Annotated in this window: 11 protein-coding genes; 2 read left to right on the top strand and 9 right to left on the bottom strand. The window is 41.1% G+C overall.

Annotation, left to right across the window (positions count from 1 at the left end; all coding sequences use genetic code 11):
- From B7700_RS04795 to B7700_RS04775, 5 genes are all read right to left on the bottom strand, one after another.
- A complete protein-coding gene (locus B7700_RS04795; RefSeq protein ID WP_000825283.1) occupies positions 1-2,031 on the bottom strand; it encodes a bacteriocin-associated integral membrane family protein in 2,031 nt (676 codons plus the stop codon).
- 76 nt (positions 2,032-2,107) lie between these two features.
- Positions 2,108-2,404 (bottom strand): lactococcin 972 family bacteriocin, encoded by a 297-nt coding sequence (locus tag B7700_RS04790; RefSeq protein WP_000815396.1) that lies wholly within the window; start codon positions 2,402-2,404, stop codon positions 2,108-2,110.
- 447 nt (positions 2,405-2,851) lie between these two features.
- Complete coding sequence (locus B7700_RS04785) at positions 2,852-3,763, bottom strand: helix-turn-helix domain-containing protein (protein ID WP_084887449.1); 912 nt, start codon at positions 3,761-3,763, stop codon at positions 2,852-2,854.
- A gap of 71 nt (positions 3,764-3,834) precedes the next feature.
- On the bottom strand, positions 3,835-4,395 hold the full coding sequence (gene rnmV / locus B7700_RS04780; protein WP_084887447.1) for a ribonuclease M5: 561 nt from the start codon (positions 4,393-4,395) through the stop codon (positions 3,835-3,837).
- Entirely contained in the window at positions 4,395-5,168 is a 774-nt protein-coding gene (locus tag B7700_RS04775) for a TatD family hydrolase (protein ID WP_084887444.1), read from the bottom strand. Before B7700_RS04775 ends, rnmV begins: the two co-directional genes overlap by 1 nt.
- 157 nt (positions 5,169-5,325) lie before the next feature.
- On the opposite strand from B7700_RS04775, the gene B7700_RS04770 reads away from it, so the two are divergent.
- Positions 5,326-7,170, top strand: coding sequence for an APC family permease (locus B7700_RS04770; protein WP_084887442.1), 1,845 nt, complete (start codon positions 5,326-5,328; stop codon positions 7,168-7,170).
- A 331-nt stretch (positions 7,171-7,501) separates the two neighbouring features.
- Here the strand turns inward: B7700_RS04770 and B7700_RS04760 are convergent, their stop codons facing one another.
- The 4 genes from B7700_RS04760 to B7700_RS04745 form a co-directional block, all read right to left on the bottom strand.
- Positions 7,502-9,466, bottom strand: coding sequence for a peptide ABC transporter substrate-binding protein (locus B7700_RS04760; RefSeq protein ID WP_084887440.1), 1,965 nt, complete (start codon positions 9,464-9,466; stop codon positions 7,502-7,504).
- 136 nt (positions 9,467-9,602) lie between these two features.
- Complete coding sequence (rpmH, locus tag B7700_RS04755; RefSeq protein ID WP_000831905.1) at positions 9,603-9,737, bottom strand: 50S ribosomal protein L34; 135 nt, start codon at positions 9,735-9,737, stop codon at positions 9,603-9,605.
- Positions 9,738-9,881: 144 nt separating this feature from the next.
- On the bottom strand, positions 9,882-11,096 hold the full coding sequence (locus B7700_RS04750; protein ID WP_000666476.1) for a pyridoxal phosphate-dependent aminotransferase: 1,215 nt from the start codon (positions 11,094-11,096) through the stop codon (positions 9,882-9,884).
- 156 nt (positions 11,097-11,252) lie between these two features.
- Positions 11,253-11,555: a hypothetical protein gene (locus B7700_RS04745; RefSeq protein WP_192855659.1), complete on the bottom strand. Its 303-nt coding sequence runs from the start codon at positions 11,553-11,555 to the stop codon at positions 11,253-11,255.
- A 161-nt stretch (positions 11,556-11,716) separates the two neighbouring features.
- Here B7700_RS04745 and B7700_RS04740 point away from each other — a divergent pair, with 161 nt between their 5' ends.
- On the top strand, positions 11,717-12,169 hold the full coding sequence (locus tag B7700_RS04740) for a universal stress protein (RefSeq protein WP_000079148.1): 453 nt from the start codon (positions 11,717-11,719) through the stop codon (positions 12,167-12,169).
- Positions 12,170-12,174: the final 5 nt, after the last annotated feature.

Raw genomic sequence — 12,174 nt, 5'->3', positions numbered from 1 at the left:
TTATTTTCCTTTCAATACTGCCATGCTACCAGCTTCTTCCTTTTTATCCTGCCTTACTAAAATCAAGAGGGCGTTAAGAGTAAATAAAGCTACAACTAGAGCGCTAATCAAGCTATCTCCTGTCAAAACACTAGATAGGATTAGCCCAAGTAAGAGAACTCCTCCTTGCGCCAGTAAGTACTTGCCATGAAGCTCATAGATTGTCATACCAGAAAGACGTTTAATCATGATCTCCCGTCTAAACTGCTCAAAATAGAGAAGATTCATGGAATCAAATAACAAGATAGCCGTAGATAGAGTCAAAATAGTCCCAATAAGGAGAGAGTAGAACTCCATCCGTTTGTCATTTAGTACCTTGGCAAAAAATAGCTGGCTTTTTACCAAATAAGAGACCTTGTGATACAGACCTTGCTCTTTTAGAGCTGTGATGCTGTCTTGATATTGATCTAATTTCAAGGCACTATTAGCCGTAGTTCCCCATAACATCCCTGCAACAGGTCTTGTTCCAGTCGCTTGCGGCGTTAAAACTACAATAATCGGATCTTTTAGGTACTGGCGTGTCGTCTTGTACCCATCGTTATAGAGGAAGCGTTCCTGTCCTGTTTCTGTAAAAGCTAGCGTTACCTGTGGGAGGTAGTGTTTCTGACTCGTCACTTCTACACTTTCAGATGAAAAGTTTTGCAGGTAATCTGTAAATAATCCTTGATAGTAGGCAGACTGCTCTCGCAAGCTCTCAGGCAAGATCAGCCCAAACTCTCCCTCAGACAAGTTTTGCATCTTATCCATAAACTCTGAAGAAACGGTAATCTTTTCTTCTATCAGATAGCGCGGTGAGACATAGATGACATTCCCTGACGGTGTGTAGTCATTGAGACGATTGCCATCTAGGTCCACTTCTGCTCCATCTGAGAAATTGTCAACATTGCTCATAATATAAAAAGAGTCTGTATTGGCTAACCGTTCTTCAGTAAATGTCTGCCACTCACGATTATCCTTACGCATTCCTTCTTCATCGGCAAATGCACTAGACCAACCAAAGGATAGACGGTAACGGTCTGAGGACTGGCTCCATTTATCGCTAGCTCTCTCCATTTCCTGCATTTCACGGTAGTGGGGTAGGAGAGCAGTCGCACTCGAGCCGACCACCAGCACGGCCAAGAGTTGCCCCACCATCATCAATGTCATCATACGTTTGAGAGGGAGTTTCCCTTTCAATAGATCCACCAGACTATTTTCTTGTAAACCAAGTAGATACACGATACTTAATAAGGTAGAAATCCCTACCAAGGCCAATCCATAAAGCAAAAGACCAATGATGACCAGTTGTACCGTTGCCATAAACAAGGCACCTTGATACCAGAGAATCCCCAATCCCAAAAGACTGGATACCAGCACTGAGCAGATAAGCTGTCTCACATCTTCTAACACTGGTCTGAGAGCCACCCCAAACAAGCTCTCACCAGCTATTAAGCGAATCCCTGCTTGACGAAGGGACTTGATCCGATAAATCAGGGTCAGACTCATAAAGGTCAGCAGAAAAATAGCTAGACTCAGTAGCCCCATAGGGGTGGCCGCCAATAATAAGACTATCGAAAATGGATCTTCTCCATTCGAAACAAAGCCTTGATAACCAAGTTCTTTCAAGGTGGTCTGTAAACTCACTCCATCCAAACTTCCTGACACAATCAAGTAAGACCCTAATAAATCACTCGTTTCTGAACTCTCCTTGGAGGAAATGGTCAGACCTTCTGGAAGCTCTCCCTCACCATAAGTGGCATAGATAAAGCGTGTTTCTCCAGCTTCATTTGGCTCAACAATCCGACGGGCGATGAGACTATTATGCTCTACCGCCAAGTGACTCAAAGCCTCTGTCACCTCTTCGCGACTAGCTACTGGTTGATTTATCACCATTCCTGTCACATCAACAGAAGGATAGTTACCAAATAAAATCTCTTCTCGATGGTCAACGGAAGTTATCACCATATAAAGCGATACCAATACCATTGAAATCAAAATAAATAAACGTTTCATCATTTCCTCCAAAAAGTTACTTGGTCACTTAGTGAGAAGGTGACCAAGTAAAGCTAAACAATAGGGCTATACCATTCTAAACATTATAGTAGAATGCAACTTTCTCTCCCCAAGAAGTACGAATCCATGCACGAGAAGTCCCTCCAGCACCAGCATATCCCTTATCAGATGAACCAGTTTTTCTACTAACAACTGTTGAGCTATGATATTCTGAAGAGTGATAGTAGTTTGAGTAAGCACCTCCGTCACCTGAACCATACGTCCAGACACCACCATCTGGATACTTAACCGCGGCCGATACTACTGCTACACTTCCACCTAATGTTGCTGCAATGCTCGCTACAAGGGCTAATTTTTTAACTGTTTGTTTCATATTGATACTCCTCTATTTTTTATTTTATCATAAATATTTATTATATATTGTCCATTTTCTATTCAAGTAAAACTAAGTCATGGATCATAGACCTTTTCAAAGCAACACCTCATGGTATCCTCTCCTTATTTTTCTAATTTAGTCTATCAAGTTGTATTTATTATATGTTATGAATAAATTTTTTGAGACTAAGTAGACATAACTAAATTTTATTTAAACCACCAAGTAACTAAATAAAATAAACTAAAAAAGTTCATACTGTAATCTCCTTTCACATTTTAATTAATTATAAATTATTCTTAAATAAACTCAAAGGACATCAATATCCTTAAAATAGAACCATTTCGTGTCATTTTTAGCTTATATCTAAAAAAACAGCTCTAAAGACGAACTTTAGAACTGTTTTGATGCAAGAACAAGGACATTTTTGTCACTGATTCACTATGTTTATAAATATTTTTTTAAATCTTCTTGCCATTGTTTCTCCAACATAGTAACTAAATAAGAATTTTCTATTATATCAGCAAATAGCTTCGATTTCTGATAGAACTGTTCGGCAGAAACATAATCATTGTTTATTATTAGAGATAATTTCCACTCCAACATTAATATAATTGGTTTCTTCTGAAAATCTTGTGTTTTTTCCATTATATGATTAAGGCTAAAGATATAAGCTCCGAGTGAATCATAAGACGACAAATTATCCAAACAGGCTAGACCCGAAAACAAAGTGTTACTTAAAGCAAACAGATATTCTGGTGCAATTAATTCTACATGATTTGTCAAACGAACTAAAAACGAATGAATTCTGTTAATTTCTTCAATCTGATTTTGACCTTGTTTTATCTTTGTAAGCACTATAGCAAAATATAAGTTGATAACTTCTAATTCATTTATCAAAAACAATTCCTTATCATAAATTATTTTAAAATAATCGTCCAGTACGGTTTCCCCATATTCTGGTCGTCCGCTTCGAATAACATCTATCGTTGCTCTAGTAGCTTCAAACCATATTTTTTCCTCATTAGGAAGTTGCTCATAAAATAAATCCTCTATCTCTTCCAAACACGCTTCCTTCTTATCATACTCCTCTTCTTTACCATAGATTGGTTCACGTAAAATCTGGTATTTCAATTCTAAATAAGCAGAAGGAAGAGCTGAAAAATCCGGCATAAGGCTATAAGCTGGAACTCCTAACCGGCGAGCAATATAGTCTAACTTGGGCAAACTCGGTTGCGAAGCTCCACTTTCAATTCGCGACAGTTGACGAACTGTCAGTTCTTGCTCATCTCCACAAAAATCTGGACGACTAATTCCTTTTTCTATCCGAATCTCTTTAATTTTTTGACCAATTAACATTAGACGCCTCCTCTTCTACCTGCTTCGAAAAATACTGTGAAACTTAAAAAATTGTAACAGCTACATCTTTCCTACTCATAAGATTTCATAGCTTCTTCCACTTCCGCCAAGGTGACCCCAAACAACTCTAGGCGTTTGAGGAGTTGCTTGCCGTTGGAATAGCCGATTCGGAGAGCCTCTCCTAGATATTCTCTGCGCTTACGGCTGTCTGACCCTGCTAGAAAACCAAGGCGAATCAAGTCGCTACGACTGATGTCAAACTGACTCTCATGTTCAAATTGTTCTGTCACCTGAGCTAGAGCCGTTTTCAAATCTTCATGGCTGGCATGCTCAATTCCCAGAGAACGCCCCTTGGTTTTGGACTTGGGAACAGCTTCATCTCGTTTGAGGAAGGCATGCTGAACCGTTGGAATGGCCGTCATGATCATGCGCCGAATCCGCTCCCCATTAAAATCTGGGTCTGTAAAGACAATGACTCCATGACGTTGGTGCAAGCGCTGAATCCGCTCTATATCCTGATCATTGATGGCAGAACCTCGTGTCTCATAGGTCTCTACATCGAAATAACGTTTGAGATTGGCCGTATCATCGCGACCTTCAACCACGATAACTTGGGAAATTTTCTCTTTCATTACTTGCTGTCCAATCCAAAAATTCGTTCTGCATTTGCAGTTGTTATCGCCGCTAGCTCTTCTGCCGTCATGCCACGCAAGTCAGCGATAAAGTCCACTACATAGCGAGTGTAGGCTGTTTTATTTTCACGACCACGTTTAGGAACAGGAGCCAAGTAGGGAGCATCCGTTTCCACCAAAATCTTGTCCAAAGGTAACTCTTTAGCTGCTTCTTGGATGTCAGTTGCCTTCTTGAAAGTCACCACTCCTGAGAAGGAAATGGTCATACCAAGCTCGACAAACTTCTCTGCCCACTCAAGCGTCCCTGAAAATGAATGCATGATACCACCTCGAGGACCAACGCCCTCGCTCTTGATAATCTCATAGGTATCTTCCAACGCATCACGGGTATGAACTACAAAAGGCAAATCCAAGTCCTTAGATAACTGAATCTGACGGCGAAAAACCTGCTCCTGCACCTCTTTTGGCGCTGTCATCCAATGGTAATCCAAACCAATCTCACCCAAGGCAACTACCTTTGGATGCTTGAGCTTATCAAGCAAGTAGGCTTCAATCTCCTCCGTGTAAGTCCCCGCTTCTGTCGGATGCCAACCAATAGTTGCGTAGAGTTGGTCGTACTCATCCACCAACTCCAAGGCACGCTCAATCGTCGGTTGATCAAAACCAACAATATTCATCTGTGTCACACCCATCTCAGCAGCCAAGGCAATTTCTTCTGCCTCACGACCCGCAAATTCTTCTACATTCAAGTGTGTATGTGTATCAAAAATCATCTCTTCTAACCTCGTTTTCTATCTACTATTATAGCAAAAAAACTGGCCTCTCTCCTCATCTGAAAAAAATATTCTAAAACCCATTATCATCTCTTGACGCTATTTTCTCAAAGCAGTATAATAGCACTTATTGAAATTTTCAGAAAAGGAAAATACCATGTTTACAAAATTAAAACAGACTTTTATCGGTCGTCCTCTTAAATCCTTAACAGAAGGCGAGGGAGGTCTGCTGGGAAAAATGCAGGCCTTGGCCATGTTGTCAAGCGACGCTCTATCTTCCATTGCCTATGGGCCTGAGCAAGTAGTCCTCGTCTTGGCTAGTCTCTCTCCTCTTGCGATATGGTGGAGCCTTCCTATCGGCCTCTTTGTCCTCCTGCTCCTATCTAGCCTGACCGTCTCCTACCGTCAAATCATCCATGCCTACCCTCAAGGGGGAGGGGCCTATATGGTTACTCGAGAAAATCTATCTCCCGAACTTGGCTTAATCGCTGGAGGTAGTCTGCTAGTTGACTACATGCTGACCGTAGCGGTATCTGTTGCATCTGGAGCCGATGCTATCACAGCAGCTCTCCCTGCTCTACACCCTTACAACCTCCACATTTCCATTTTTCTAGTTTGCTTGCTTATGCTCTTGAATTTACGGGGCTTAAAAGAATCTGCCAGTTCACTGATGATTCCTGTCTATCTCTTTATCATCAGTACTGTCTTTCTCTTGCTCTACGGAATCTTTCAACTAATGACAGGGTCTCTCAGCTATCAGGCAACTTCACCTATTGGGCATGCTGTTCCGAGCCTGTCTATCGTTCTCATTCTAAGAGCTTTTACCAGCGGATCTGCCTCTCTGACAGGGGTTGAAGCTATTTCAAATGCCGTTCCCTTTTTCAAGGCTCCAAAAGAAAAGAATGCCGCTCAAACCTTGACCATTATGTCACTGATTTTAGGTTTTCTTTTTGCTGGTATCACCTTCCTAAACTACTGGATGGGGATTATGCCTCAACACGGAGAAACTATTCTTTCACAGATGGCTCAAGGCATCCTTGGCACTTCCTTCTTAGGCCACCTTGGGTATTATATCTTCCAATTCTCCACAGCCTTGATTTTGGCCGTAGCTGCAAATACTGGCTTTTCGGCTTTCCCTATGCTGGCTTACAATATGGCTAAAAACAAATACATGCCCCATCTCTTTATGGAAAAAGGAGACCGCCTAGGCTACTCCAATGGAATTTTAACTCTGGCTTTTGGGGCTATGATTCTTCTTCTCATTTTTAATGGCAATACAGAACGCTTGATTCCCCTTTATACTATCGGGGTCTTCGTTCCCTTCGCCCTATCTCAGACTGGGATGATTCGCCATTGGAAAAAAGAAAAAGGAGCAAATTTCTTAAAACCTGCTCTTGCTAATATCCTTGGGGCAATCATTTGCTACGCGATTGTACTAATCTTGCTCTTTTTCCGTCTCAGTGATATCTGGCCCTTCTTCCCGATTATTCTCGTACTCACCCTACTCTTCTTAGCAATTCACAGTCATTACCAAAAAGTAGCCCAACAACTGCGACTCTATGAAGGAATCGAAAAACGTACCTACGATGGCAATCTTGTCCTCGTCCTAGTAGGAAATGTTACCAGAGTCAGCGTCGGAGCCATTAACTATGCCCAAAGTATCGGTGACGAAGTCTTAGCCATGCACATTTCTACAAAGGAAACCGCAGAAAAAGACCAAGAAATTCTCCAAGAATTTGCCGATTACTTCCCAACCATTACTCTGAAAAATATCAAGACCAGCTACCGCGATATCATCACGCCTACTGTCAAGTATGTCAAACGGATATCCGAGGAAGCCCAGAAAAAGAACTATACAGTCACTGTTCTGGTACCCCAGTTTATCCCTAATAAACCTTGGCAAAATATCCTACACAATCAGATGAGTCTCAAACTCAAATATGCCCTCCGTTGGCACCAAGACGTCGTTGTCGCTAGCTATTCCTATCACTTAAAAGAATAAAGAAAAGGCCCTACCAGAAGCAAGAAGCTCTGGTAAGGCCTTTTTCTGAATCCAGTCACTATGCTTATACTCAATGAAAATCAAAGAGCAAACTAGGAAACTAGCCGCAGGCTGCTCAAAGCACTGCTTTGAGGTTGTAGATGAAACTGACGAAGTCAGCTCAAAACACTGTTTTGAGGTTGCAGATAGAACTGACGAAGTCAGCTCAAAACACTGTTTTGAGGTTGTGGATAGAACTGACGAAGTCAGTAACATACCTACGGTAAGGCAACGCTGACGTGGTTTGAAGAGATTTTCGAAGAGTATTAACTGAAAAGCATGACTAGGAATATCATTGAATGTGGTTAGCTAAATCTTCCTGAGCTTTTTTATTTGACTCAGCTTTTTCTTTCAGCCATTTTTCATAGAGTTCTTGGTACTGTTTAGCAGTTACTGGCTCTTTTTGCAATTCAACATATTTGTAGTTGTCAGCATTTCCTTTGTGTCCAACGAATGAGAATGGGCCTGTAAACGGTACAGTCTTACGGAAGATTGGGTTAGCTCCACCACTTTGAACCGGTAGGAAGAGGGCACTATCTGTCAACCAAGCTTGGGCTTCAGCATATTTTTCATAGCGAGCTTGAGTATCTGTGATTTCCACATCTGCTTGATCCAAGAGTTTCTTGTAGTCAGAAAGACCAATCTTGTCCTTAACTTCCTTGTCTTTTCCTTCAGACAAGCCCATATTTTTCAACTGAGAACCTGTCTCTGGATCAAGGATAGCTAAGTAAGTCTTCGGATCTGAGTAATCTCCACCCCATCCTGAGATGTCAATATCGTAGTCTTTTTGTTCTGCTGTATCTGCAAAGAATGTAGCTTGATCCTTCTCGTCTGGAGAAAGTTGGATAACATCGATGACCACATTCTCCTTACCAAGGGTTTCTTCCACTGTTTGTTTGAAAGATCCAGCCTGTTGCACATCCAACTTAGCAGTCTGGTCAACTGGCATATCCAAATGAATTGGGAAGGTTACTCCTTGAGCTTGCAGACTTTCTTTGGCCTTAGCAAACTTCTCTTTGGCCTTGTCAGGGTTCAAGAAGGCTTGCTTACCATCGTTTAGGTTAATATTTGCCCAATCTTTACCGTAGTTGACAATTTTTTCATTGACAATATCACCAAAGTTCTTATCGCCAACTTGGACAAAGTTACTTGGTGTAACTGTGTTACGCAAGATACGGTCTGCTCCATCTTCACCATTTGTCTGTGCTGCATAAGCATGACGGTCAAAGGCAAAGTTGATAGCCTGACGGAAATCTTTATTTTGCATAGCTGCGCGTGAATCTGTCTTTTCCTTATCAGACTGTTTCATAGTTTGCTTGTAGCTTTGACGATTCACGTTGAAAAGATAATAGAAAGTAACTGAGTTTTGTGGTGTGTAGGTAATCTTGTCCTCATTCCCCTTCTTAAGTTCAGCAAAGACTGAACTTGTTGGGAAGATACGGCCATCAGTATAGTTACCATCCAAGAAACCTCTAGCAATGCTGTCTTGGTCAGAACCGTCAAAGAAAGAGAGTTTCACTTTCTCAATTTTGACATTGTCCTTATCCCAGTAATTAGGGTTTTTATCAAACTCAATCAAAGATTTTGATGAGAAAGATTTAAACAAGTACGGACCATTTGACAAGATGCTTGATGGTGTCACACTTCCAAAGTCATCTCCCTTAGACTTCAAGAAGGCTTCATTTACAGGACTAAGAATACTTGCTGTTGTTTTAGAGTTCCAATAAGTTTCAGGTTGGATGAGGGTGTATTGTAGTGTGTAATCATCCACTGCCTTAACACCAACAGTTCCAAAATCAGATGATTTCCCTTCAACATAGTCTGCTAGACCCTTGATAGAGTCTTGTACCAAGTACAAGTTTTCAGCCTTTTTATCAGCCGCATACTTGAGACCAGTCACAAAGTCATGAGCCGTTACATCTGCATACTCTTCTCCTTCAGAAGTGTACCATTTAGCCCCCTGACGGATTTTATAAGTGTAGGTCAAACCATCTTTTGACACTGTCCATGACTCAGCCATAGATGGGATGAGATTACCATACTGGTCATTTTCCAACAACCCATCAATCAAGTTGGTTGTGATACTAGATGTTGAGTCTCGTGTAGAGGTAATATAATCCAAGGTATCTGGGTTGCTAACAAAGATATAAGAGTAAGTCTTGTCTGCATTACTTGATTGGGAAGACCCACATGCCGCTAGAGCTAGACCTGCTGTCAAAGCCATAGCTCCAAAAAGCATAACTTTTGATTTCTTCATGATTATTCTCCATTTTTACAGTATGTGAAATATTATACACCATTTGAGCAAAAATATAAAGTATTTTGAACTTTTTTACAAAAATAAAAATCAGTAGACTCGAGTTCCTACTGATTTTTGATATAATTCGTTTGGATTATGCAGCCAAAACTTTGCGTCCTTTACGACGACGAGCTGCCAATACGCGACGACCGTTTTTAGTTGACATACGGTTACGGAATCCGTGTTTGCGCGCACGACGAAGTTTACTTGGTTGATAAGTACGTTTCACGATGAATACCTCCTCATAGATTTTGTATTCGTTTAGCCGGCTATAAAGTGATCAGTTACTAAACATACTTTACTATTCTATCTGATTCTTTTACTTTTGTCAATAGCTCTAGGCAAATGTTTCCAGCTTTTTCGAATGTAAGCCCTATCTACGATACTGTTTCAAGAAACGAGTCATCTTTTCTTGGATTTGGGCTAGTTCATCAACACGAGGAAGGTAAACGATACGGAAATGGTCTGGTTCCTGCCAGTTAAAGCCTCGACCATGAACCAAGAGAACCTTTTCCTGCTTCAAGAAATCAAGAACAAACTGCTCATCATCATCGATACGGTACATATTGCGGTCGATTTTAGGGAAGATATAGAGTCCAGCCTTGGGTTTAACCGCAGACAAACCTGGGATATCCTGAATGGCATTATAGATGAAATTTCTTTGCTCGTAAATTCGTCCACCAGGAAGGAGCAATTCATCGACTGATTGGTGACCGCCCAAGGAAGTTTGTACGACTTGTTGAGCCAAAACATTAGAGCAAAGGCGCATATTGGACAGCATATTGAGCCCTTCGATATAGCCTTTAACATGTGTCTTAGGGCCAGACAAGACCATCCAACCCACACGGAAACCAGCGATACGATGCGATTTTGATAAACCATTCATGCTGACACAGAAGACATCTGGTGCCAAGCTCGCTACAGGCGTATGCACATGTCCATCCATGACCATGCGGTCGTAAATTTCATCCGCAAAGATAATCAAATCGTTTTGACGGGCAATCTCAATAATCTCCAGCAAGAGTTCCTTCGGATAAAGGGCTCCAGTTGGGTTGTTTGGATTGATAAGGACGATTGCCTTGGTATTGGAAGTGATTTTTGACTTAATATCGTCAATATCTGGGTACCATTCTGCAGCTTCATCACAGACATAGTGAACGGCATTTCCCCCAGCTAGGCTGACAGCTGCTGTCCAGAGAGGATAGTCTGGCATTGGTACCAAGACCTCATCCCCATTGTCCAAAAGCCCCTGCATGGACATGACAATCAGCTCACTGACACCATTTCCAAGGTAGATATCATCAATATCTACATTTGGGAATTTCTTCAATTGGCAATACTGCATGATAGCCTTACGGGCTGAGAAAATCCCTTTCGAGTCAGAATAACCTTCACTATCACGCGCATTCATAATCAAGTCATGAATGACTTCGTCTGGCGCTGTAAAACCAAATTCTGCTGGATTTCCTGTATTCAGACGTAAAATCTTTTCTCCGTTTGCTCGCATTCGCATGGCTTCTTCCAAAACAGGACCACGGATATCATAAGCAACATGCTCTAACTTACTAGACTTGTTATATTCTTTCATCTTGTTTCCTCAATTCATCAGGATAGTAACATTATACCACTAGAAAGAAAATGCGACAAGTTTACTGAAATGTGTTACTAGGTGCGGATAGAAGAAAAGCCTCGCTAAAAGCGAGGTCAAGACAGGGGAGATAGCAGGTATTTTGCGAAAGTCACATCACATACCAAAAGATAAACCTAGAAAAAGCAAGCCTAAAAAGGAGTCATAAAGAAGATTGAACATGAGGAAAAGTCCCCATATCATCAAGTAATCCCAACGCCCACTTCGTTTAGCAACTAGGAATAATACCAAATGGTAGAGTACATGAAAGACTAAAAATCCGATAAAACCTGGATAAAGAAACGGTACCAGACTCTCTAATTGCCAGACCATGATAACTTCTAGCAAGACTGAAACTAGGATGATTCCACAATAAAGGAAATTTGAATTTTTTGTTTCTTGAAAAGAGTGCTTCATCATTCTCCCTCCCTTCACTTCTTTCCTGCTATCCTTTCTTTTATTTTATCATATATTTATATAGATTTTAAGCGCTAATATTCTTTTAAAAAATACTTTTTTTGCTTTACTTCTATAGTGAAAAGGTTTACAATTATAGTAAGAAAATTTCAGGAGGTTTCATTATGGCACAACGTTACCAAAATATTATGGTCGCAATCGATGGTTCTAAGGAAGCGGACTTGGCTTTTGTCAAGGGAGTTCATTCTGCTCTACGAAACGACGCTAAACTCACCATCGCACATGTCATTGACACACGCGCACTCCAAAGCGTATCCACCTTTGATGCTGAAGTTTACGAAGAACTCCAAGTCGACGCTGAAAGTCTGATGAAAGAGTACGAAAAACGTGCTAAAGATGCTGGAGTGGCAGATGTTCATATCGTCATTGAAATGGGAAATCCAAAGACCCTACTAGCACGTACTATTCCAGATGCAGAGGAAGTAGACCTCATCCTCGTTGGTGCAACTGGTCTCAACGCCTTTGAACGCCTCTTGGTCGGTTCTTCATCTGAATACATTCTCCGCCATGCTAAAGTCGATTTGCTGGTTGTGAGAGAACAAGAAAAAACCTTATAATCACA

This window comes from Streptococcus mitis, from assembly GCF_002096755.1.
GTDB classification, from domain to species: domain Bacteria; phylum Bacillota; class Bacilli; order Lactobacillales; family Streptococcaceae; genus Streptococcus; species Streptococcus mitis_AC.
Note: the sequence above shows the minus strand (reverse complement) of the source record. Positions and strands in the feature narration are given on the sequence as shown.

What these genes read in the sequence shown, in the direction of transcription:
- B7700_RS04785 (WP_084887449.1), bottom strand. Translation starts at nt 3,763, where the DNA reads ATGTTAATTGGTCAAAAAATTAAAGAGATTCGGATAGAAAAAGGAATT.
- B7700_RS04745 (WP_192855659.1), bottom strand. Translation starts at nt 11,555, where the DNA reads ATGATGAAGCACTCTTTTCAAGAAACAAAAAATTCAAATTTCCTTTAT.
- B7700_RS04795 (WP_000825283.1), bottom strand. Translation starts at nt 2,031, where the DNA reads ATGAAACGTTTATTTATTTTGATTTCAATGGTATTGGTATCGCTTTAT.
- B7700_RS04750 (WP_000666476.1), bottom strand. Translation starts at nt 11,096, where the DNA reads ATGAAAGAATATAACAAGTCTAGTAAGTTAGAGCATGTTGCTTATGAT.
- B7700_RS04740 (WP_000079148.1), top strand. Translation starts at nt 11,717, where the DNA reads ATGGCACAACGTTACCAAAATATTATGGTCGCAATCGATGGTTCTAAG.
- B7700_RS04790 (WP_000815396.1), bottom strand. Translation starts at nt 2,404, where the DNA reads ATGAAACAAACAGTTAAAAAATTAGCCCTTGTAGCGAGCATTGCAGCA.
- rnmV (WP_084887447.1), bottom strand. Translation starts at nt 4,395, where the DNA reads ATGAAAGAGAAAATTTCCCAAGTTATCGTGGTTGAAGGTCGCGATGAT.
- B7700_RS04760 (WP_084887440.1), bottom strand. Translation starts at nt 9,466, where the DNA reads ATGAAGAAATCAAAAGTTATGCTTTTTGGAGCTATGGCTTTGACAGCA.
- B7700_RS04775 (WP_084887444.1), bottom strand. Translation starts at nt 5,168, where the DNA reads ATGATTTTTGATACACATACACACTTGAATGTAGAAGAATTTGCGGGT.
- B7700_RS04770 (WP_084887442.1), top strand. Translation starts at nt 5,326, where the DNA reads ATGTTTACAAAATTAAAACAGACTTTTATCGGTCGTCCTCTTAAATCC.